The organism is Pseudomonas sp. GD03842, from assembly GCF_029841165.1.
GTDB lineage: Bacteria > Pseudomonadota > Gammaproteobacteria > Pseudomonadales > Pseudomonadaceae > Aquipseudomonas.
This window is the reverse complement of record NZ_JAOCEA010000011.1, coordinates 197,671-219,452: the sequence shown is the minus strand read 5'-3', so window position 1 is coordinate 219,452 and position 21,782 is coordinate 197,671. Positions and strand designations below refer to the sequence as shown.

Here is a 21,782-nt window from a genome sequence, read left to right as displayed (position 1 = left end):
ATTTTCGGCTGGAACCGTTATGCCCTTCACCCTCGTCGGCCCTTGCGAATTCCGCGAAGAGATTCGCAAGAGCCGGTTCATCACCCTCGCGGCCCCCATCGTCAAACCGAGTGACGCCCAGTCGTTCATCGAACGGAACAGCGACCCCAACGCCACCCACAATTGCTGGGCCTGGAAACTGGGGCCTCAGTACCGAAGCACCGATGACGGCGAGCCGGGTGGCACGGCAGGACGCCCGATTCTCGCCGCCATCGAAGCGCAGGACTTCGATCAAGTCGTGGTGCTGGTCATTCGCTGGTATGGCGGCATTCAGCTGGGTACGGGCGGACTGGCGAGGGCCTACGGTGGCGGAGCCAACAAGTGTCTGCAACAGGCCGCTCGCTCGCCGCTCGTGAACCGGGTGCCGCTCAGCTTCGAGTGCACGTTCAGCGAGCTGGCTCTAGTCAAGTTGCGGCTGAGTGAGTTGAATGGATTGGTAGAAGAAGAACACTTCACCGCTGTGGGCGTTGAGCTGTCGATCGCGATCGGGCCTGAGCAGATCACGACTTATCAACGTCAGCTTTCAGACATCAGCCGTGGGCGCATTGTTATGCACACTCCAGGGGATGCCTGACATCTGGTTTCACAAATATTGTCCAGCGAAGGTTTCCCACATCTACTGTGCACCTGCCTGTGGACAAGCTGCGCACACAGCGCCGCACACCTTGAATTACAAGGCCTACAGCCATCTGATCGTTTTTTGATCAGCTTATCGGAAAACGAGGCAAACCACCTAAAAAACAGGCGGTTAGCGGCGCTTATCACCCTCCGCTCCTAAGCTCGGCTGCTTTATGCCCCTCGTTTACGCTTGCGCACAATTACTGTGGAGCAACCTGTGGATAAGAGGTGCACGCCTTGACGCAACGCCGAGGCTACCTTGCCCGTCGTCATTTGGTCATTTTTTAAACAAAATATTTGAACCATTTTGACTCCGTAACACACGTTGGCGCCCCGCGATGGTGCCGACAGTTCGGGCTCCGAGCATTCCGACCACGTAGCCGCTCGCCGGCCCACTCGACATTCAATTGCCAAAGCCGCGCTGCAAGCGGGATCGGGCGTGAGCAAACAAAAAAGCTGACCGGCTGGCCAAGAAATTGCTAAGTGCAGGAGCGATCCACTTTCACCGAGTCCGATATGTCCCATTCAGCGAGCCCTGCGCGGTTGCAATTGCGCCACATCACTAAGCGGTATCCCGGCTGCCTTGCCAATGACGCCATTGATCTGAGCATTGAGCCGGGTGAGATACATGCGTTGCTCGGAGAAAACGGCGCAGGCAAAAGCACCTTGATGAAAATCATCTATGGCGTGGTCCAGCCTGATACCGGCGACATTCTTTGGGAGGGGCAGCCGCTGACCATGCGCAATCCTGCGCAGGCCCGCGAACTGGGCATCGGCATGGTGTTCCAGCATTTCTCCCTGTTCGAAACCCTGACCGTGGCGCAGAACATTGCGTTGGCGATGGGACCGGCGGCGGGCACGCCCAGGCAACTGGAACCGAAGATCCGGGAAGTCTCGCAACGCTATGGCATGGCGCTGGAACCTCAACGGCTGGTGCATAGTTTATCGATCGGAGAACGGCAGAAGGTCGAGATCATCCGCTGCCTGATGCAGGACATCCGCCTGCTGATTCTCGACGAACCGACCTCGGTGCTGACGCCTCAGGAGGCGGAAGATCTGTTCGTCACGCTGCGTCGCCTCGCCAGCGAGGGCTGCAGCATTTTGTTCATCAGCCACAAACTGGGGGAAGTCCGCGCGCTGTGCCACAACGCAACCGTGCTGCGAGCAGGCAGGGTGTCCGGGCACTGCGTGCCAAGGACGTGCAGTGACCTGGAGCTCGCGCGGCTGATGGTGGGGGACGCCGATGGGCTGGTGGCACAGTACCCGAAAACGATCGGCACGGCCCCCTTCCTCCGTGTGGATAAGTTGTCATGGCACAACCCGGACCCGTTCGGCTGCTCGCTGGTCGACGTCGACCTGGAGGTGCGCAGTGGCGAGATCGTCGGTATCGCCGGCGTCGCCGGTAATGGCCAGGACGAGTTGCTCGCCCTTCTCAGCGGTGAGCAAACGCTGAGCAAGCATCGAACCCAGCCCATCCGCTTCGTCGACCGGCCCGTCGCTCATCTGCGCCCGGATGCGCGACGCAAACTCGGGCTGGCCTTCGTACCCGCCGAACGTCTCGGTCATGGTGCGGTGCCGGACATGAGCCTGGCTGACAACGCCCTGCTCACGGCTTTTCAACAGGGGCTGGTCAGCAATGGGTTGGTACAGCGACAGAAGGTTCAGGCACTGGCCGAACGCATCATCCAGCAGTTTGCCGTAAAAACCCCTGATGCCGAGACACGGGCTCGCAGCCTGTCCGGCGGCAACCTTCAGAAATTCATTCTGGGCCGCGAGATCCTACAGAACCCAAAACTGCTGGTGGCGGCTCACCCCACATGGGGGGTGGACGTCGGCGCCGCCGCCGCAATCCATCGCGCCTTGATCGCCCTGCGCGATGCGGGCGCCGCCATTCTGGTGATTTCCGAAGACCTCGACGAACTGTTCCAGATCAGCGATCGCGTGGCCGCGCTGTCAGCAGGTCGCCTTTCCACCCTTGCGCCCACCGCGCACACCAGCCCCGTGCAAGTCGGCGGCTGGATGGCGGGTCAATTCGACGCTGCCCCGCTCATTTAACGGAGACACTCATGCTGCTTTCACTGGAACCGCGCGGCCAGGAATCCCGCGCCATGTTGTGGTTTTCCCCTTTACTCGCAGCGGTGCTGACGCTGGTATCAGGGGCATTACTGTTTTTGGCACTCGGCCTTGACCCGTTGCTGACGCTGCACACGTTGCTGATCGCACCGGTCAGCGATCTGTACGGTGTGTCTGAATTGATGGTCAAGGCACTGCCGATTCTGCTGTGCGCACTGGGCTTGGCCGTGGCTTATCAAGCACGGATCTGGAACATCGGCGCCGAGGGCCAATTGTTGATGGGCGCGCTCGCAGGCAGTGCCGTCGCGGTCAACGTGATCGAGGTCGACAGCCGCTGGGTATTGATGCTCATCCTGAGCGCTGGCGTGCTGGCGGGCGCCGCCTGGGCGGGGCTGACCGCCTGGTTGCGCACGCATTTCAATGCCAATGAAATCCTGACCAGCATCATGCTCAATTACATTGCGCTGAACCTGCTGCTGTTTTTCGTGCACGGCCCGTTGAAGGATCCAGCCGGCATGAACTTCCCGGAGTCCGCGATGTTCGGCGACGCCAGCCGATTGCCTCTGCTGAGCGAAGAGGGGCGCGTCCACGCTGGGGTGTATTTCGCGCTGCTGGCGCTGGTGGCCGTGTGGGTCCTGCTGCAGCGCAGCTTCACAGGCTTTCAGGTCAAGGTGCTGGGCCTGGATAAACGAGCCGCTGGTTTCGTCGGTTTCCGGGAGAAACGCCTGATATGGCTGTCGCTTCTGATCAGCGGCGGTTTGGCGGGGCTGGCTGGCGTGTGCGAAGTCACCGGGCCCATTGGCCAACTCGTGCCTCAGGTGTCGCCAGGTTATGGCTACGCGGCGATCACCGTGGCGTTTCTGGGCCGCCTCAATCCGCTGGGCATTCTGTTTTCCAGCCTGCTGATGGCGTTGTTGTATCTGGGCGGCGAGAGCGCGCAGATGACGCTGAACCTGCCTCAAGCCATCACGCAGTTGTTTCAGGGGATGATGCTGTTCTTCCTGCTGGCGTGCGATGTGTTGATTCTCTACCGCCCGCGCTTGAAATGGCGCTGGGCCCGACGCCAGATGGCCGTTGTGCCGGGAGCCGTGTGATGGATATCGATCTGTTGAGTAATATCTTGTTCGCGACTGTACGCTGCGGCACGCCCCTGCTGCTGGTGGCACTGGGTGAATTGGTCTGCGAAAAAACCGGCGTCCTGAACCTGGGCCAGGAGGGCATGATGCTTTTCGGGGCCGTGATCGGCTTCATCGTCGCCCTCAGCACCGGCAGCCTCTGGCTGGGTGTGCTGCTGGCCATTCTGGCGGGAATGTTGCTGTCGTCCCTCTTCGCGCTAGTGGCCTTGGTGTTCAACGCGAATCAGGTCGCGACAGGCCTGGCGTTGACCATCTTCGGGGTCGGCCTGTCGAGCTTCGTGGGAGCAGCCTGGGTAGGCAAGCCGCTGATCGGCTTCGAGCCCACGGTGATCCCAGGGCTCAGCGATATTCCACTGATCGGCCGCATGCTGTTTGCCCAAGACGTGCTGGTCTACCTTTCCTTCGGCCTGTTCGCCATCGTGGCGTGGACGCTTCTGAAAAGTCGCGTCGGCCTGGTCATCCAGGCCGTAGGCGAAAACCCCAATGCGGCCAGTGCGATGGGCTTGCCGGTCCTGCGGGTTCGAACGTTGGCGGTGTTGTTCGGTGGTGCCATGGCGGGGCTTGCCGGGGCGTACCTGTCGTTGGCGTATACCCCGATGTGGGCTGAGAACATGAGCGCGGGCCGCGGCTGGATCGCCTTGGCCCTGGTGGTATTTGCCAGTTGGCGCGTTTGGCGCCTGCTGTTGGGTGCGTACCTCTTCGGCTTCGCCAGCATTCTGTATCTGGTGGCTCAGGGTGTGGGGTTGGCGATCCCTTCCAATCTCCTGGCCATGCTGCCTTACGTGGCAACCATCCTGGTGCTGGTGTTACTGTCGCGCAACGCTTTGCGTACCCGACTGTATGCGCCGGTGTCGCTAGGGCAACCCTGGCAATCGGGACACTGAAGTGCCAGGCGGCATGACCGTTGCGCGAAAAGATCAAATTCCTCGCAAGACGCGCGGTCAACCCACCTGCACTGCATCGTTTCGTTCTTCAAGGAGTGACCTTCATGTCTGCCAACAAAACTGCGTTGATCATTGGCGCCTCTCGCGGCCTGGGGCTAGGGCTGGTCAAACACCTGACCGAACAAGGTTGGGAGGTCACGGCAACCGTCCGTGACATGCACAAGGCCGATGCCTTGAAAGCCGTCCCCGGTGTGCATATCCAAACCCTGGACATGGATGAACAATCGTCGCTGGAAGTCCTCACCCATAACCTGAAGGGCCAGGTCTATGACCTGCTTTTCGTCAATGCAGGCGTTGCCGGTCCGCAGCATCCCAATCCCACCGACGCCACGGCAGGGGAGCTGGGTCAGTTATTTCTGACCAACGCTGTTGCGCCGGTTCGCCTGGCAAAACGGTTCGTCGAGCAGATCCGGCCAAACACCGGGATCATCGCGTTCATGAGCTCCGTGCTCGGCAGTGTGACCATGCCCGACGCCCCCGAAATGGCGTTGTACAAGGCCAGCAAAGCGGCCCTTAACTCGATGACTCACACCTTCTTCACGCAATTGGGCGAGAACCGGCCGACCGTCATTTCGATGCATCCCGGCTGGGTGCGCACCGACATGGGCGGCGAAGGCGCGGACATCGACGTTGAAACCAGCGTACGCGGCATGGTGGAACAGCTTGAACGGTTCGCCGGCGAAGGCGGGCATCATTTCGTGAACTACAAAGGCGAAACCATTCCCTGGTGACCCTTCCCGCTCCTCGGCACGCCCTGCCCGTCAGGGCGCTGTGCCTTGCACCCCGTCCTGGGATCCCCCTACACTTGCGCCTTCGCCCGAGGGCGACCCTGGATCAGCAGACAGGGCAACACTGAGCTGGCGACCTGAACCCATCTTCAGAGGAGCCGGCTCATGCCTGCGATCCGTATCTGGTTGAAAAACCCCCTTGCCGTATTCACTGCCAACGACTGCGACGCCCGTGGCGGGCTGGTGGTGGAAAACGGGGTCATTGTCGAAATGCTCGCCGCCGGTCACAGTCCGGCGACGCCTTGCGACGAAACGTTCGATGCCCGAGACCATGTGCTTCTCCCCGGGCTGATCAACACCCATCACCATTTCTATCAAACCCTGACCCGCGCCTGGGCGCCGGTGGTAAACCAGCCGCTGTTTCCGTGGCTGAAAACCCTTTATCCCGTGTGGGCGCGGCTGACACCTGCGCAATTGGCTCTGGCCAGCAAAGTCGCGCTGACTGAACTGTTGCTTTCCGGCTGCACGACCGCCGCCGACCACCATTACCTGTTCCCCAACGGGCTCGAAAACGCAATCGATGTCCAAGTCGAGAGCGTTCGCGAGTTGGGCATGCGGGCGATGTTGACCCGCGGCTCGATGAGCCTGGGCGAAGCCGATGGCGGCCTGCCGCCGCAGCAGACCGTACAACAGGGGCAGGTGATTCTGGACGACAGCCAGCGCCTGATCGAGCGCTATCACGAGCGGGGCGCGGGTGCGCAGATCCAGATTGCCCTCGCTCCCTGCTCGCCGTTTTCAGTGACCACCGAGATCATGTCCGAGAGCGCGGCGCTGGCCCGTCAGCTCGACGTCCGGCTACACACTCACCTGGCGGAAACCTTGGATGAAGAGGCGTTCTGCCTGCAGCGTTTCGGCCTGCGCACGGTGGATTATCTGGACAGCGTTGGCTGGCTGGGACCTCGTACCTGGCTGGCCCACGGCATCCACTTCAATGCCGAGGAGATCGCCCGACTGGGCGCTGCGGGCACCGGCATCTGCCACTGCCCGAGCTCCAATATGCGGCTGGCGTCGGGCATCTGTCCGACGCTTGATCTGATGGAAGCTGGCGCGCCGGTCGGGTTGGGTGTCGACGGCTCGGCCTCCAATGATGGATCGAACATGATCCTCGAGGCCCGGCAGGCCCTTTACCTGCAACGGCTGCGCTACGGCGCAGAGAGAATCACCCCGCAGGTCGCACTCGGCTGGGCGACCAAGGGGTCGGCGAAGCTGCTGGGCCGCACCGACATCGGCGAACTGGCCATCGGCAAACAAGCCGATCTGGCACTGTTCAAACTCGACGAACTGCGCTTTTCCGGCAGCCACGACCCCTTGTCAGCATTGCTGCTGTGTGGGGCGGATCGCGCCGATCGGGTAATGATTGGGGGCCAATGGCGGGTGGTCGACGGCCAGGTCCAAGGGCTGGATCTGAAAGGGCTGATCGCCGATCACCGGCAGGCGGCCGCGGCACTGATCCGCGGTTGACCGACCGCTCACCCGACCAGGCCGGTGGGTCAGCTGCAGGACACTCGTTCTCGCCGCGGCCTGCCGGACCGCCTTCGCAGAACGCTTCAAAGTCCCAGCAACGACAGCATGATGAACGTTGCGAACAGCACAAAGTGAGTCATGCCCTCGATGGCGTTCGTCTCGCCATCATTGAGGTTGATGGCGCAGACCAGCAAGGTCACGAAAATCATCACGGTCTGCACGGGCGTCATCGCCATCTGAAAGGGCTGGCCGGTATAAAGCGCCATCGCTTCCATCACCGGAACCGTCAAGATGACGGTCGACAGAGAAGCACCCAATGCGATGTTGACCACTGACTGCATGCGGTTGGCCAGTGCAGCACGCAAGGCCGTGAGGATCTCGGGCGCAGCCGAAATGGCCGCCACCAGAATCGCCGTGATGACCGGGGGCGCACCACTGCCTTCCAGACCCAGGTCCATGGCTTTGGACATGACCTCGGCCAACGCGCCGATGATCACCACCCCGAACACCAGAACGCCGATGGAGAACGCCAGGCTGACTTCCTCAGTGGCATGCTCGGGCTGCTCCTTGCGGCGCTTCTTGTCCGGATAGCTGTAGCTGAAGAAATAGCTGTGCGGGCCGACTTGCATGCGTAGAAACAAGCCATACAGAAGGATCATCGCGCCTATGGTGAACGCTGAGTACATTTTCCAGTTGGATTCCGGGATGAACTCGGGCACCACCATCGACACAGCCATAGCCGTCAGGATCATCACGCTGTAGGAGCGAGCGGAGTCGTCGTTGTAGGGCTGTTCGCCGTGCTTGAGCCCGCCCATCAACGCTGCCAGGCCGAGAATTCCGTTGATGTCGAGCATCACTGCGGAATAGATGGTGTCCCGCACCAGCGTCGGAGAAGGCTCGTTGCTCATCATGATCGCCAGAATGACCACCTCTACCAAGACCGCGGAGAGGGTCAAAATCATGGTGCCGTAGGGGTCTCCGACCTTTTCCGCGAGCAACTCGGCGTGATGAGCCACTCGCATGGAGGCGCAGACGATGAACGCCACCAGCGCCAGGCCTGCGAGCAATGCGACCACGTTGCCGTGGCTCAGCAGCTGATGTTCGAAGGGGTAAGCGAAGCACGTTGCAATCACCGCCAACAGGAGAAACTTTTCTTGCTTGAGAATCGTGCCCATCGTTGCCTTTATCCCTGCGACCAACGCCGCACGTCCATAAAATTTCACTGCTTAGGGGGTTGAGAGTGCTGGTTGTAAACAAAGGTTTCAAGGCATCCTCGCACGGACGAACTTAGCGCTCCATGGCCGTCCCCGCTCCGATAGGCTGGGGATCGAGAACGGGCGTGTGCCCCATCTCAGGACGGCGCCGATAAAGCGAACGGCTGCACCAGTACGCGGCGCGCGTGATCATTTCGGCACCGTCTGTGACCAATGTTTGCCTGGTACCCCTGTTGAACAGCGGGTAAACCGGAAGACCTGTCTTATTGGTCAGCTTTTTGCATCGAGTGGAGCGCCCAGCCCTGACGGCCCGGCCTATAAGACCAAAGGAGCTAGATCTGCATGTTTTCCACCCTTCACTCACGTCGTCCGCTGAAAAAACTGATGTGCGCCATGGCCGCTGTCGTAGGGCTGAGCTCGAGTCTGATGGCTGCAGCGGCCGATCCGCTGAAAGTCGGTTTCGTCTACATCGGCCCGATCGGTGACCACGGCTGGACCTATCAGCACGAACAGGGCCGCCTGGCGATGGCCAAGGCGCTGGGCGACAAGGTCACCACCAGTTACGTCGAAAACGTGCCCGAGGGAGCGGACGCCGAGCGGGTGATCCGCAACATGGCCAAGAGCGGCTATGACTTGGTGTTCACCACCTCGTTCGGCTACATGAACCCGACCTTGAAGGTCGCCAAGCAATTTCCGAAGGTCATCTTCGAACATGCGACCGGCTATAAGCAGGACAAAAACCTGGGCACCTACCTGGCCCGCACTTACGAAGGACGCTACGTCGGCGGTTTCCTTGCGGCGAAGATGACCAAGACCAAGAAAGTCGGCTACGTGGCGTCGTTCCCGATTCCTGAAGTCTTGCGTGACATCAACGCCATTCAACTGGCACTGAACAAATACAACCCTGGCACTGAGATCAAGGTGGTGTGGGTCAACTCCTGGTTCGATCCAGGCAAGGAAGCCGACGCCGCCAACGCGCTGATCGATCAAGGCGTGGATGTAATCTTCCAGCACACCGACAGCCCGGCGCCGATCCAGGCTGCCGAGCGCCGAGGCGTCTATGCCGTTGGCTATGCGTCGGACATGGCGCACTTCGGGCCTAAGGCAGTGCTGACCTCTATCGTCAACAACTGGGGGCCGCATTACATCCAGGCCACGGAGGCGGTCATCAACGGCAGCTGGAAATCCCAGGATTATTGGGGCGGTTTGAAAGAAGGCACTGTTGAGTTGCCGATGAGCGACCTCGTACCTGCCGACGTGAAGGCCGAAGCGCAGAAGATCATTGCAGACATTGAAAGCGGCGCGTTCCATCCGTTCACCGGACCGATCAAAGACCAAACCGGCGCGGTGAAAATTCCTGAAGGCAGCATCGCCACCAATGCCGAATTGGCGTCGATGAACTACTACGTAGAAGGTGTGAAAGCCGAGTTGCCAAAGTAGGTTGAGCGCCTGAACAGCGGTAGCAGCGCGGCGCAGTCGGGCTGCTACGTTTTCTTATACGTGCATCAGGAATCAGTATGAACCGGCTTCCCCTCATCGACATTGCCCCGCTCTATGCCAGCGACGAACAGGCCTGGCACGAGGTTGCCCGTCAGATCGACTCAGCATGCCGCGAATGGGGCTTCTTCTATATCAAGGGCCATCCCATCAGCGCCGAGCGCATCGAGCAGGTCATGGGCCACGCCCATCGCTTCTTCGCTCGGCCACTGGAAGAAAAGCTCAAGATCGACATCACCCAAAGCCTGCATCATCGCGGTTACGGCGCCATCGCCACCGAGCAACTGGACCCCAGCCTGCCGAGCGACTTGAAGGAAACCTTCGACATGGGGCTGCACTTGCCTGCCGATCACCCCGACGTGATCGCTGGAAAGCCACTGCGCGGTCCCAATCGCCACCCTGACCTTCCCGGCTGGCAAGCGTTGATGGAGCAACATTACCAAGACATGCAGGCGCTGGCCCAAACACTGCTGCGCGCGATGACACCCGCGCTGGGCATCGAGCGCGACTTTTTCGACCAGCGCTTCGCGCAGCCGGTCAGCGTCCTGCGGATGATCCACTACCCGCCTCGCCACACCGCCAGCAGCGAAGAGCAACAGGGCGCAGGGGCGCATACCGATTATGGCTGCGTGACCCTGCTCTATCAGGATGTCGCCGGGGGGCTGCAGGTGCGCGATGTGCGGGGTCAGTGGATCGACGCGCCGCCCATCGACGGCACGTTCGTGGTGAATCTGGGCGACATGATGGCGCGCTGGAGCAACGACCGTTATGTCTCCACACCGCACCGGGTGATCAGCCCGTTGGGCGTGGACCGTTATTCGATGCCCTTCTTCGCCGAGCCGCATCCGGACACCCGCGTCGAATGCCTGCCCGGGTGCACGGACGCCGAGCACCCGCCATTGTACCCACCGACCACGTGTGCGGAGTTCCTGCTGTCACGCTTCGCTGATACCTATGCCTACAGACGGGAACCCGAAACCGAGGTCTGAACCTTTCGGTCAGGTTTTTAACCAGCCGATGCGCTCGACTCTGTAGAATGACCGCCATTGCACCTGATGAGAAAAGCACATGTACGATTGGTTGAACGCCCTGCCCAAGGCTGAATTACACCTGCACCTGGAGGGTTCCCTGGAGCCTGAGCTGCTGTTCGCCTTGGCCGAGCGCAACAAGATTGCCCTGCCGTGGGCGGACGTCGAGACCTTGCGCAAGGCCTATGCCTTCAACAACCTGCAGGAGTTCCTCGATCTCTATTACCAAGGCGCGGACGTGCTGCGTACCGAACAGGACTTCTACGACCTGACCTGGGCTTACCTGCAACGCTGCAAGGCGCAGAACGTCGTCCACACCGAACCGTTCTTCGACCCCCAGACCCATACCGATCGAGGCGTTCCGTTCGAGGTCGTCCTCAATGGCATTTCCCGGGCGCTCGATGATGGCAAACGTCAACTGGGCATCGGCAGCGGTTTGATCCTGAGCTTCCTGCGGCACTTGAGTGAAGAGCAAGCACACCAGACACTGGACATGGCCTTGCCCTACCGCGACACCTTTGTAGCGGTAGGGCTGGACAGCTCGGAAATGGGCCATCCGCCCAGCAAGTTCCAGCGAGTGTTCGATCGTGCCCGCAGCGAAGGCTTCGCCACGGTCGCTCACGCCGGGGAGGAAGGGCCGCCCGAATACATCTGGGAAGCATTGGACCTGTTGAAGATCACCCGCATCGACCATGGCGTGCGCGCCATCGAGGACGAGCGTTTGATGCAACGCATCATCGATGAGCAGATTCCATTGACCGTCTGCCCGCTGTCCAACACCAAATTGTGTGTGTTCGACCACATGAGCCAGCACAACATCCTCGACATGCTCGAGCGTGGCGTGAAGGTGACGGTGAACTCCGATGACCCGGCATACTTTGGCGGCTATGTGACCGAAAACTTCCACGCGTTGCACGAACACCTGGGAATGACCCAGGATCAGGCCAGGCGTCTGGCTCAGAACAGCCTCGATGCACGACTGGTAAAATCCTGAACCTTGCGCATGGCTGGCTGACCTGCTGACCGTGGCGAACATGCGTCGCCGCTGTCAGCCAGCTGGAAGCGCCGAACCCTGAGCAACGCGCCTGTTGTCAGGCTGCGGCGGCGATCTTGTTGATCTCTCTCTGCCCATTGGAAGAAACCTGCAAGGTGCTGGCCTCCTCCGTAGTGCGCAGCCATCCCAACTGCATGAACAATTGCAACAGCCCCGCGCCCAGCGCCCCGCCCAAGTGGGGTGCGGCTCCCTTGCACTCGGTACAAACGCAAACGGTTTCCCGTTGCCGATGCGCCAGCGCCGGAACGAAGATGCCCCGCTCGGCGAAACGCGATATGCCCACACTGGTCACTTCTAGCCGCTGATCGGACTGCTCGATCCACCCGGCGCCGAGCATCCGCTGATAGAGCGCCGTCCCCAACTCCCCGCCGAGGTGATCCGAGCAGATGCTGGCCCTGAGCAGCGGCAACGGCGGAAGCGGCTGTGCAACGCTCCGGCTGACCAATTCGGCGCTGACCATCGAAGCACTGGCCAGCGCCTGGACCGCCATCCCGACTTCCGGCGCCGCTATCCGGAAAAAGCGCTTCTTGCCGCGCGCTTCCTGCCTGAGTAATCCACCCGCGGCCAGACGCCCCAAGTGTGCGCCCGCCGATGAAGTCGACAGCCCCACCAACAATCCAAGCTCATCTGCCGCTCGGGACGCCCCATCCATCATCGCCCACATCATCGCGCTGCGTTTGGGATCAGCCAGCAGTGCCGCAATCTGACTGATGCACGGTGCCTGTTCCATGTCCTCACTCCCTGTTGAAACTTTTCCAATACGGTAGCCAAGTCGCTTGAACGACTACATTGTTGTCTTGAACGAATGATGGCCTTGATCCATATCACTTCATGGAAATTCCAGGTAACCAAAATTGCGGAAGTTACAGATCTGGCGATTCACCCACGACAGTTTGAAGACCGGAACGTTGTCCGGACTTAACGTGGCGACAATAGTATAAGCGCTGCACCTGGTAACCAAGACAACTCCCAGGCTAGGCGAGTAAGCACCACTCTATCGGGAAGGCAGAACATTCCGCAGGATGTGCCACATACACCTTGGAACAAGGTGATGCGATATGTAGCGGGCAGGCTTGATGCAGCGGGGCCGCTTTTGGAGTTTCGGCCATTTGTACGGATCTACATGAGGCAATTGCCTACACGAAAAACTCCAGAAACTCTCAAGAAAAAAATCTACATTCCCTTTGGAGCGCCAGCCGCTCAAAGCCCCCCCGTCAACACTAACGGCACCCGCCGAGGAAAATTCTTATGTGGAAGTGTCCGTGCCAGAGATAACAACCGCCGCGGCTCAATCCGGTAGTCAGGTGATTGCTTCAGTGTGTGTACGGCAACTCGTAACAGCCGCCGTACAGGGGATAAACGCTGAGCGACGTCAGATACGAACGTCCGCGTGTAAGGCCGAGGCTTCACGCTTTTTCTGAGCATGCCGGGTGATGGTCGCCAGCCCTGCGGTCAACACGCCGCACAGGGTAATGACAGTTGCCATCGGCACCGCCGTGCCGTCATGCAGGACACCCACCAACGCCGCTGCACCCGCCGCGACGCTAAATTGCAGGCACCCCAACAACGCTGACGCGCTGCCTGCACGTTTGCCCTGGCCAGCCATGGCGCACGCCGAGGCGTTGGGGATGATGCAGCCCAGGCTGGCGATGTAAATGAACAGCGGCACCAACAACGGCCAAAGCTGACGGGTGTGCAGCGAAGCAATGCCCAACAGCACCAAGGCGCCGCTCAGATACAGCCAGACCGCCCGTGACAGCAACCCGCCCGGCCCGAAGCGCCCGACCAGTCGAGCGTTGATTTGCGCCACCAGAATGAAGCCCGCTGCGTTGGTCCCGAACAACCAACCGTAGTGCTCGGCGGGTACGCCATACAGTTTGATGAATACGAAGGGCGACCCTGCAATGTAGGAAAACATTCCAGCCATGGCGATGCCACCGGTAAGCGCATGACCCAGAAAGATCCTGTCCCTGAACAAACGCAAGTAGGCACCCAGCGCACCGGACAAGGGGGGTCGAGGATGCCCCGCCGGCATGCTCTCCGGCAGACCGATCGCTACCGCAGCGGCAGTGAAGGCGCTGAACAGCGTCAGTGTCATGAAAATGGTCTGCCACCCGTAAACGTTAACCAACACGCCTCCGAGCATGGGGGCGAGAATCGGCGCCAAGCCCATGACCAGCATCAATTGAGAAAACACTTTCGCCGACTCGACCGGGGAGCATTTGTCGCTGACGATGGCCCGCGACAGCACCATGCCGGCGCAACCGCCGAGGGCCTGAACGAAGCGCGCAGCAATCAACCACTCCAGGCTTGGAGCGAACGCGCAGGCCAAGGACGCAAGCGTGAACAGCCCTACGCCAAACAGCAAGGGCACCCGACGTCCGAAGCGATCCGCGATCGGGCCATAAACAAGTTGGCCAATACTCAAGCCGAGAAAATACGATGCCAGCGTCAACTGGACATGCTTTTCATCGGTGCCGAATGCCGCAGCGATGGCAGGAAATCCCGGCAGGTAGAAATCAATGGCCAAGGGCCCGAAGGCGCTAAGAGCGCCCAATATTAGGATCGTTCGCAAATTCATTTATTTTTCCAGGCAAGTGCGCGCAACGGTGCAGTTTAACAACCCTGCACCTTGAGCGGCGGTTGAGCAGCCATTGATTCATCGATTTTTTCCGTCGCGTGCCGCTCGGCGCAACAGGGGAACTAATGGAACATGACCGGGCATCGGTTAATGGATTTCTCACAGCGCTTTTACAAATAACTCACGGATCCGCTTCTAGACTTTTTACATAAGTCGAGGAAAACGAAGATGAACACGCGTTGGGTTGTGCTGTGGTGCTGCTTGGTAGTTGCCGGTTGTCAGTCTACCCACGACCAATTGTTGGCCGAAGGTTATCCACCGGCGTTCGCAGACGGGTTTCAGGATGGCTGTGGCAGTGGCCGGCAATCCATCGACCCCATGAAAGGTCAGTACAAGAAGGATGTTCCGCGTTACTTGCGCGACACGATTTACGCGCAAGGTTGGGGCGATGGCTTCCAGCAATGCCAAGCGCAATTGGTCAACCGCAATGCGCAGGACCAAGGCCGTGACAGTATCTGGAACGACCGGGACCGCGCGTGGGAGCAGCAGAAAACCCAGGATGCCGCCAAAGCGTATCGTTCTCGCTGAACCTAAAGCCGTTTGGGGACGTCTTCTCTGTCATCTCAGCCAAGATGCCTGCCCCTTCAGGCTTCAACAAAGGAGCACACAATGAGTCGGGCCTTCGTCAACGAAGACCATGCTGCAGCGCAGACCAGCCAACCGGTCGAACGCCAGATCAGCGAACAGCCCAATTACGTCACCGCCCAAGGTCTGGCCCAACTGCAGGCCCACGTCGCGTCGCTGCAGGCCCAGCACAGCGACCAGGCAGGGCGTGGCGAAATGGCCGACCAGCAGCGGCTGGCCGATATCGAACGGGATTTGCGGTATTTCACGCAACGGGTCAATAGCGCGCAGGTGGTGGTGCCAGCGACCTCGGTCGATAAGGTGCAAATCGGCAGTTGGGTCACCTTCGCTGATGAAGAGAATCGCGAGCAGCGTGTCCAACTCGTGGGCGAGGATCAAGCGGATGCCGCCAGTCAGTTGATCAACTGGGCCTCTCCCTTGGGGGTCGCTTTGTTGGGCGCTCGCGTGGGCGATGAGGCGATCTGGAAACGTCCCGCGGGGGATCAAGTGATCGAAGTGGTACGGATCGAGGGCGAGGCCTGAGGATCCCGAACTCGAGTCAACCCTCATCTGCCCATAAAAAACGGAGCCCGAAGGCTCCGTTCTTGTGACGCCATCCAGTATCAGGCGAGCTTCTTGTGACGCACGCGGTGGGGCTGAGCCGCGGCTTCACCCAGGCGTTTCTTGCGATCGGCCTCATACTCGGTGTAGTTGCCTTCGAAGAAGACGGCTTGCGAGTCGTCCTCATAGGCCAGGATGTGAGTTGCCACGCGGTCCAGGAACCAGCGATCGTGGGAAATCACGATGGCTGCGCCGGGGAAGTCCAGCAACGCTTCTTCCAGAGAGCGAAGGGTTTCAACGTCCAGGTCGTTAGACGGTTCGTCGAGCAGCAGGACGTTTCCGCCCTCCTTCAAGGTCAATGCCAGGTGCAGGCGTCCGCGCTCACCGCCGGACAGGTCCTTGACGAACTTCTGCTGATCGCCGCCCTTGAAGTTGAAGCGTCCGACGTAGGTGCGCGAGGGGATTTCGTAGTTGCCAATCTTGATCAGGTCGGAGCCGTCGGAAATCTGCGCGAAAACGGTCTTACTGCCGTCCAGGTCTTCGCGGCTTTGGTCGACGCAGGCCAGTTGAACGGTTTCACCGATTTCGATCGTGCCCGAATCCGGTTGCTCCTTGCCCATCAGCATCCGGAACAAGGTCGACTTACCGGCACCGTTACCGCCGATCACGCCAACGATGGCGCCTTTTGGCATCGAGAACGACAGGTTGTCGATCAACACGCGATCGCCATAACCCTTGGTGACATTCTTGAACTCGATGACCTTGTCGCCCAGGCGCGGACCGGCCGGGATATAGATCTCGTTGGTTTCGCTGCGCTTCTGGAATTCCTGAGACTGCATCTCTTCGAAGCGTTGCAGACGGGCCTTGGATTTGGACTGGCGGGCCTTGGCGCCTTTGCGCACCCACTCCAGCTCCTCTTTCATGGCCTTCTCATGAGCCGATTGCTGCTTGGACTCCTGGGCCAGACGGTCGGACTTGGCTTCCAGCCAGCCCGAATAGTTGCCCTCATAGGGAATACCCGCGCCGCGGTCGAGTTCCAGGATCCAGCCCGCAACGTTGTCGAGGAAATAACGGTCGTGGGTAATCGCGACCACGGTACCTGGGAAGTCGTGCAGGAAATGCTCGAGCCAGGCAACGGAGTCGGCATCCAGGTGGTTGGTCGGCTCGTCGAGCAGCAGCATGTCAGGCGCCGACAGCAACAGGCGGCACAGGGCGACACGGCGCTTTTCACCACCGGACAGGTGTTCCACCTTGGCGTCCCATGGCGGCAGACGCAACGCATCGGCGGCGACTTCCAGTTGGCGCTCCAGGTTGTGACCGTCGCTCGCCTGAAGAATGGCCTCCAGCTTGGCCTGCTCGGCGGCCAGCTTGTCGAAATCGGCATCCGGCTCGGCGTAAGCGGCATAGACTTCATCCAGACGCGCCTGAGCGTCCTTGATCACGCTCACCGCTTCCTCGACCACTTCGCGCACGGTTTTGCTCGGGTCCAACTGAGGTTCTTGCGGCAGGTAGCCGACATTCAGCTCCGGCATCGGACGCGCCTCACCATCGAACTCAGTGTCGACGCCCGCCATGATTTTCAGCAAGGTGGATTTGCCCGAGCCGTTGAGGCCGAGAACACCGATCTTGGCGCCCGGGAAAAACGACAGGGAGATGTTTTTCAGGATTTCCCGCTTCGGCGGAACAACTTTGCTCAGCCGATGCATGGTGAAGACGTATTGGGCCATGGAATGAAAACCTGGAATGTGACAGTGAATGTTCAAAGACGCGAGCTTACTGCCCCGCTGCAAAAATCGCTGTTATTTATCGTCGAAACTTGCCGCCAGCCGATTCAGCGCCTTGAATGGATTGAGACTTGAACCGTAAAACCGCGACGCCGGGAGCTTCCGAGCATCGGTCATGAAGCTGGAGCAATGTTTGCAAGCCATGCGCACGTCTTGCAGAAAACGGGCACCTCGCGCGTGGCGCCAAACTACCCGAATGCAGTCGACAGGGCAAACCGTCCGGCCCAATAAGGCTGGCACTTAGCCACAAGTCAAGGCATGCTAGCCGCCCTTTGGGCGTCGAGCTTATAGTGCGCTTCGCACACGCTGATTCAGTCCAGCAGTCAGGATCACAGTTTGTCCACACCAGGCCCCCTTTCTCCTTTGCGCTCAACTCACAGCGCGACGTCTGTGCCTTCCCGAGGCTCGCTCAAGGGCGCGCTGGCGGTGCTGGTGCTGCTGATGCTCGTGTTGCTGTTATGGCAACTGTTCGAACAGTTCCAGCAGACGCAGGAGCGGCAACATCAGCGCAGTGTCGATTACAGCATTCAACTGGCCGACCGGTTGAGTTTGAACATGGCGCTCAATGCCCAAGTGGCCCTCAACGTGCTGGATGACGCAAAAAACCGCGTACAGGGCTCGGTCCTGACCCCCTCCACACTCGACCGCCTGCGCCAGGCGATGCCAGGCTTGCTCAGCGTAGCGTGGCTGGACGAAAACGCTCAGGTGTTGGCCGACAGCGCGTCCGGCAGTCCGGATGCCGGCTTTTTGGCTCAACAGCATGAGCGGATCGGTGGGCGTACCTACTATTACGCCGACGCGCCTGACGGTTCGCTGTTCTATCTCTTCGTCCGCCAGTCCGGCAGCGACGCCGAGCGCTACTGGGCCATCCGCTTGAGCCCTCAGGCGCTGAAGTCCCTGACGCGGGAAAGCGATCAGGACTATAAAGCCGTCTGGCAGTTGGAAAACCGCACGACTCAGCAGGTGGTGTACCGGGGCAATGCCGATGACGAAGCGTCGGCCAGCGGCGACATTCAGACCCTGTTGCTCGAACCGCTGACCAACAGTGAATGGCAACTGCGCGGGCTGTTCGACAGTACGAAGGTGCGCCAGGCGCTGATCGCCCCGTTGATCGGCAAATGCCTGATCGCGCTGGTGTGCTCCATTCTGCCTTTGCTCGCATTGCGCAGCCTGCACCGTCGGCAGTTGCAATTGCATGAAAGCCGTCGGCGCTACAAGGACATTTTCGAAGGCACCGGCGTGGCGCTGTGTGTGCTCGACCTGTCCGGCCTGACGGCCTACCTCAGGCACCTGCAACTGAACAGCAGCGCAGACCTGCACCGGCGCTTGCTCAATCACCCGGACCAGCTCAAACCGCTGCTGCATCAATTGCGCATCACGGAGGTGAACCAGGTGGCCGCCGGCCTGCTGCGGGCCGAATCCGCCGAGCAGGTCTGGCAACAGCTGATCGAGGGCTGCCCGCGTGCTCGCCAGGGCATCGGCGTGCAGTTGATCGGCGCGGTGCTCGATGGCCTGCCGCAACTCGAGCTGGAAATCGTGCTACCCGACGCTCAGGGCAATGATCAGCATCTCTGGCTGGTGGTACGTCTGCCCGAGCAACCGGAAGACTTCAATGCCGTCATTCTCAACATCAATGATGTGACCAACCGCAAGCAGACCGAACTGGCATTACAAGAGCGCGAGAGCTTCTGGTCGGAAGTGGTACAAACGGTACCCGACCACTTGTACGTTCAGGACGTCGCCACGCGGCGCATGCTTTACAGCAACCATCATCTGGGTCATTCGCTGGGCTACAGCAAGCAAGACGTCGAGCAGATGGGCGAATACTTCTGGGAGATCCTGCTGCACCCGGATGACGCCGAAGCGTACGAACGCCTGCGCCTGATGCGCAGCGAAGACAACCGCAGCGACCTGATCGAGCAACAATTGCGGTTTCGTGATCGCGGTGGTCGCTGGCGGCGTCTGGACATCCGCGAGCAAGCGTTGGCCCGCGATGAAGATGGCCGGATCACCCGGATTGTGGGTGTGGCCAAGGACATAACCGAACAAGTGGAGGCAAGCCAGTCCCTGCGTGACAGCGAACAGCGCTACCGCATGCTGGCAGAAAGCATCAGCGACGTGATTTTTTCCACCGATGCCCGGCTGCGCCCCAACTACGTCAGCCCGTCGGTCAACACCGTATTGGGTTACAGCGCCGAGTGGATTCTGGAGAACGGCTGGAACTCGATCATCGCCAACCCGCACCAGTTGGGAAACCTGCAAACCCTGCTGCATCGGGTCGGCAAAGCGCTGAACAAGCCCGAAACGCTGGCGCAATTGCGCAGCGAGGTGCCCACTCAACTCTTCCTCTTCGACTGCCTGCGCGCGGATGGGCGCAAGATCCCCGTCGAGCTACGGCTGGTGCTGGTGTGGGACGACTCGGGCGCCTTCGAGGGCATTCTGGGCGTGGGTCGTGACATCAGTCAGCAACGCCGTGCAGAAAAAGACCTGCGCATGGCGGCCACGGTCTTCGAGCACTCGACGTCGGCCATTCTGATCACAGACCCCGCCGGCTACATCGTGCAGGCCAACGACGCCTTCAGCCGGGTCAGCGGCTATGCGGTTTCCCAAGTCCTCGATCAGTTGCCGATGATGTTGACGGTCGAGAACCAGCAGGAAGCCCACATGGGTTACATCCTCAAGCAACTGCATCAGCGCGGCAGTTGGGAGGGCGAACTGTGGTTGAAGCGCCGGGACGGCGAGCATTACCCAGCGTGGGTCGGTATTACTGCCGTATTCGACGATGAGGGCGACCTGGCCAGTTACGTGTGTTTCTTCAGTGACATCAGCGAACGCAAAGCCAGCGAGCAGCGCATTCATCGCCTCGCCTATTACGACGCCTTGACGCATCTGCCCAACCGCACCTTGTTCCAGGACCGTCTGCACACCGCCCTGCAACACGCCGAGCGGCAGAACGCTTGGGTTGTGCTGATGTTTCTCGATCTGGACCGTTTCAAACCGATCAACGACTCGCTGGGCCACGCCGCCGGCGACCGCATGCTCAAGGAAATGGCCTCGCGGCTGCTGGAGTGCGTCACCGAAGACGATACCGTGGCGCGCATGGGCGGCGATGAGTTCACCCTCCTCCTGCAACCCGGCGCCACGCAGCAAGCGGCGCTGACCCGTGCCATCCATGTCGCCGAGCAGATCCTGGCCAGCCTGGTGAAGCCGTTCGTACTCGAAGGTCGGGAATTCTTCGTCACTGCCAGCATTGGCATCGCACTCAGTCCTCAGGATGGCCATGAACTGAGTCAGTTGATGAAGAACGCCGACACCGCCATGTACCACGCCAAAGAGCGCGGCAAGAACAACTTCCAGTTCTACCAGGCGGACATGAACGCCAGCGCCCTGGAGCGCCTGGAACTGGAGAGCGATTTGCGTCATGCACTTGAGCAAAAAGAATTCACCCTGTTCTACCAGCCGCAGTTCAGCGGCGACGGCAAGCGGCTGACCGGCACCGAGGCCCTGTTGCGCTGGCGTCATCCTCGCCGCGGGCTGGTCCCCCCTGGGGATTTCATTCCCGTCCTGGAAGAGCTGGGCCTGGTGGTGGAAGTCGGCGAATGGGTGCTCAAGGAAGCGTGCCGTCAGTTGCGCGAATGGCATCAGGCCAAGGTGCGGGTGCCGAAAGTGTCGGTCAACATTTCCGCTCGGCAGTTCTCCGATGGGCAGTTGGGTACGCGCATTGCCAATATCCTCCAGGAGACTGGCCTGCCCCCTGCCTGCCTGGAGCTGGAATTGACCGAAAGTATTCTGATGCGCGAGGTCAGCGAAGCGATGCAGATCCTCGATGGCCTCAAACGCCTGGGGTTGAGCATTGCCGTAGACGACTTCGGCACCGGCTATTCGTCGCTCAACTACCTCAAGCAATTCCCTATCGATGTCTTGAAGATCGACCGCACCTTCGTCGACGGCCTGCCGTCCGGCGAGCAGGATGCCCAGATCGCCCGAGCCATTATCGCAATGGCCCATAGCCTTAACCTGGCCGTGATCGCCGAAGGGGTGGAAACCCACGAGCAACTGGACTTCCTGCGCGAACACGGATGCGACGAAGTGCAGGGCTACCTGTTCGGCCGCCCGATGCCCGCGACACGGTTCGAAGCGCAGTTCAGCAATGACACGCTCTTCATGATTGATTGATACGGCAGGGGCGCCGCCAAACCCGCTGACTCACCGCATTGCGTCGTAGGAGCGCGCTTGCCCGCGAAGACTTTTGTACAACCGACACGGGTGCCGGGTGCAAAAACGTATCGCGGGCAAGCGCGCTCCTACAGGTGTCGGGTCAGGCTGGATGAAGACAGCTCGTCTGCGGCATGACCGCCTTTCAACTGATTGATGCGG

16 protein-coding genes are annotated in these 21,782 nt (G+C 60.3%); 12 read left to right on the top strand and 4 right to left on the bottom strand.

Annotated features, from left to right (window positions below; all coding sequences use genetic code 11):
- Positions 1–19: 19 nt before the first annotated feature.
- The 6 genes from N5D61_RS17245 (at position 20) to N5D61_RS17220 (ending at position 7,059) form a co-directional block, all read left to right on the top strand.
- The gene (locus N5D61_RS17245; protein ID WP_108240275.1) at positions 20–613 is read left to right on the top strand and encodes a YigZ family protein; all 594 of its coding nucleotides are present in this window, start codon (positions 20–22) and stop codon (positions 611–613) included.
- Positions 614–1,173: 560 nt separating this feature from the next.
- A complete protein-coding gene (locus N5D61_RS17240; RefSeq protein WP_279893642.1) occupies positions 1,174–2,712 on the top strand; it encodes an ABC transporter ATP-binding protein in 1,539 nt (512 codons plus the stop codon).
- Between the two features lie 11 nt (positions 2,713–2,723).
- Positions 2,724–3,824, top strand: a complete 1,101-nt coding sequence (locus N5D61_RS17235; protein ID WP_279893641.1) for an ABC transporter permease — start codon at positions 2,724–2,726, stop codon at positions 3,822–3,824.
- The gene (locus N5D61_RS17230; RefSeq protein ID WP_108240278.1) at positions 3,824–4,750 is read left to right on the top strand and encodes an ABC transporter permease; all 927 of its coding nucleotides are present in this window, start codon (positions 3,824–3,826) and stop codon (positions 4,748–4,750) included. Before N5D61_RS17235 ends, N5D61_RS17230 begins: the two co-directional genes overlap by 1 nt.
- Positions 4,751–4,854: 104 nt before the next feature.
- Positions 4,855–5,541 (top strand): SDR family oxidoreductase, encoded by a 687-nt coding sequence (locus tag N5D61_RS17225; protein ID WP_108240279.1) that lies wholly within the window; start codon positions 4,855–4,857, stop codon positions 5,539–5,541.
- A 162-nt stretch (positions 5,542–5,703) separates the two neighbouring features.
- The gene (locus N5D61_RS17220) at positions 5,704–7,059 is read left to right on the top strand and encodes an 8-oxoguanine deaminase (RefSeq protein ID WP_279893640.1); all 1,356 of its coding nucleotides are present in this window, start codon (positions 5,704–5,706) and stop codon (positions 7,057–7,059) included.
- A gap of 86 nt (positions 7,060–7,145) precedes the next feature.
- Here N5D61_RS17220 and N5D61_RS17215 read toward each other — a convergent pair whose 3' ends face one another.
- Positions 7,146–8,237, bottom strand: a complete 1,092-nt coding sequence (locus N5D61_RS17215; RefSeq protein ID WP_108240281.1) for a calcium:proton antiporter — start codon at positions 8,235–8,237, stop codon at positions 7,146–7,148.
- A gap of 381 nt (positions 8,238–8,618) precedes the next feature.
- Here N5D61_RS17215 and N5D61_RS17210 point away from each other — a divergent pair, with 381 nt between their 5' ends.
- The 3 genes from N5D61_RS17210 to N5D61_RS17200 all read left to right on the top strand — a co-directional run bounded on the left by N5D61_RS17210 (position 8,619) and on the right by N5D61_RS17200 (position 11,795).
- Entirely contained in the window at positions 8,619–9,716 is a 1,098-nt protein-coding gene (locus tag N5D61_RS17210; RefSeq protein ID WP_279893639.1) for a BMP family ABC transporter substrate-binding protein, read from the top strand.
- Positions 9,717–9,793: 77 nt separating this feature from the next.
- Positions 9,794–10,762 carry a 2-oxoglutarate and iron-dependent oxygenase domain-containing protein gene (locus N5D61_RS17205; protein WP_279893638.1) on the top strand — a complete coding sequence of 323 codons (969 nt, stop codon included), beginning with the start codon at positions 9,794–9,796 and terminating at the stop codon, positions 10,760–10,762.
- A gap of 79 nt (positions 10,763–10,841) precedes the next feature.
- Positions 10,842–11,795, top strand: a complete 954-nt coding sequence (locus tag N5D61_RS17200; RefSeq protein WP_108240284.1) for an adenosine deaminase — start codon at positions 10,842–10,844, stop codon at positions 11,793–11,795.
- Positions 11,796–11,892: 97 nt separating this feature from the next.
- Here N5D61_RS17200 and N5D61_RS17195 read toward each other — a convergent pair whose 3' ends face one another.
- Positions 11,893–12,585, bottom strand: coding sequence for a helix-turn-helix transcriptional regulator (locus N5D61_RS17195; protein ID WP_108240285.1), 693 nt, complete (start codon positions 12,583–12,585; stop codon positions 11,893–11,895).
- A gap of 642 nt (positions 12,586–13,227) precedes the next feature.
- Complete coding sequence (locus N5D61_RS17190) at positions 13,228–14,436, bottom strand: multidrug effflux MFS transporter (protein WP_108240286.1); 1,209 nt, start codon at positions 14,434–14,436, stop codon at positions 13,228–13,230.
- 228 nt (positions 14,437–14,664) lie between these two features.
- Here N5D61_RS17190 and N5D61_RS17185 point away from each other — a divergent pair, with 228 nt between their 5' ends.
- On the top strand, positions 14,665–15,024 hold the full coding sequence (locus tag N5D61_RS17185) for a hypothetical protein (RefSeq protein ID WP_279893637.1): 360 nt from the start codon (positions 14,665–14,667) through the stop codon (positions 15,022–15,024).
- 81 nt (positions 15,025–15,105) lie between these two features.
- Positions 15,106–15,603 (top strand): GreA/GreB family elongation factor, encoded by a 498-nt coding sequence (locus tag N5D61_RS17180; RefSeq protein ID WP_279893636.1) that lies wholly within the window; start codon positions 15,106–15,108, stop codon positions 15,601–15,603.
- Positions 15,604–15,683: 80 nt separating this feature from the next.
- Here N5D61_RS17180 and ettA read toward each other — a convergent pair whose 3' ends face one another.
- The gene (ettA, locus tag N5D61_RS17175; protein WP_108240289.1) at positions 15,684–17,348 is read right to left on the bottom strand and encodes an energy-dependent translational throttle protein EttA; all 1,665 of its coding nucleotides are present in this window, start codon (positions 17,346–17,348) and stop codon (positions 15,684–15,686) included.
- A gap of 498 nt (positions 17,349–17,846) precedes the next feature.
- On the opposite strand from ettA, the gene N5D61_RS17170 reads away from it, so the two are divergent.
- A complete protein-coding gene (locus N5D61_RS17170) occupies positions 17,847–21,581 on the top strand; it encodes an EAL domain-containing protein (protein WP_279893652.1) in 3,735 nt (1,244 codons plus the stop codon).
- Positions 21,582–21,782 lie beyond the last annotated feature (201 nt).

Bases quoted from the DNA above. Each gene is read 5' to 3' on its own strand.
- N5D61_RS17245 (WP_108240275.1), top strand. From the start codon at position 20: ATGCCCTTCACCCTCGTCGGCCCTTGCGAATTCCGCGAAGAGATTCGC.
- N5D61_RS17240 (WP_279893642.1), top strand. From the start codon at position 1,174: ATGTCCCATTCAGCGAGCCCTGCGCGGTTGCAATTGCGCCACATCACT.
- N5D61_RS17235 (WP_279893641.1), top strand. From the start codon at position 2,724: ATGCTGCTTTCACTGGAACCGCGCGGCCAGGAATCCCGCGCCATGTTG.
- N5D61_RS17230 (WP_108240278.1), top strand. From the start codon at position 3,824: ATGGATATCGATCTGTTGAGTAATATCTTGTTCGCGACTGTACGCTGC.
- N5D61_RS17225 (WP_108240279.1), top strand. From the start codon at position 4,855: ATGTCTGCCAACAAAACTGCGTTGATCATTGGCGCCTCTCGCGGCCTG.
- N5D61_RS17220 (WP_279893640.1), top strand. From the start codon at position 5,704: ATGCCTGCGATCCGTATCTGGTTGAAAAACCCCCTTGCCGTATTCACT.
- N5D61_RS17215 (WP_108240281.1), bottom strand. From the start codon at position 8,237: ATGGGCACGATTCTCAAGCAAGAAAAGTTTCTCCTGTTGGCGGTGATT.
- N5D61_RS17210 (WP_279893639.1), top strand. From the start codon at position 8,619: ATGTTTTCCACCCTTCACTCACGTCGTCCGCTGAAAAAACTGATGTGC.
- N5D61_RS17205 (WP_279893638.1), top strand. From the start codon at position 9,794: ATGAACCGGCTTCCCCTCATCGACATTGCCCCGCTCTATGCCAGCGAC.
- N5D61_RS17200 (WP_108240284.1), top strand. From the start codon at position 10,842: ATGTACGATTGGTTGAACGCCCTGCCCAAGGCTGAATTACACCTGCAC.
- N5D61_RS17195 (WP_108240285.1), bottom strand. From the start codon at position 12,585: ATGGAACAGGCACCGTGCATCAGTCAGATTGCGGCACTGCTGGCTGAT.
- N5D61_RS17190 (WP_108240286.1), bottom strand. From the start codon at position 14,436: ATGAATTTGCGAACGATCCTAATATTGGGCGCTCTTAGCGCCTTCGGG.
- N5D61_RS17185 (WP_279893637.1), top strand. From the start codon at position 14,665: ATGAACACGCGTTGGGTTGTGCTGTGGTGCTGCTTGGTAGTTGCCGGT.
- N5D61_RS17180 (WP_279893636.1), top strand. From the start codon at position 15,106: ATGAGTCGGGCCTTCGTCAACGAAGACCATGCTGCAGCGCAGACCAGC.
- ettA (WP_108240289.1), bottom strand. From the start codon at position 17,348: ATGGCCCAATACGTCTTCACCATGCATCGGCTGAGCAAAGTTGTTCCG.
- N5D61_RS17170 (WP_279893652.1), top strand. From the start codon at position 17,847: ATGCTCGTGTTGCTGTTATGGCAACTGTTCGAACAGTTCCAGCAGACG.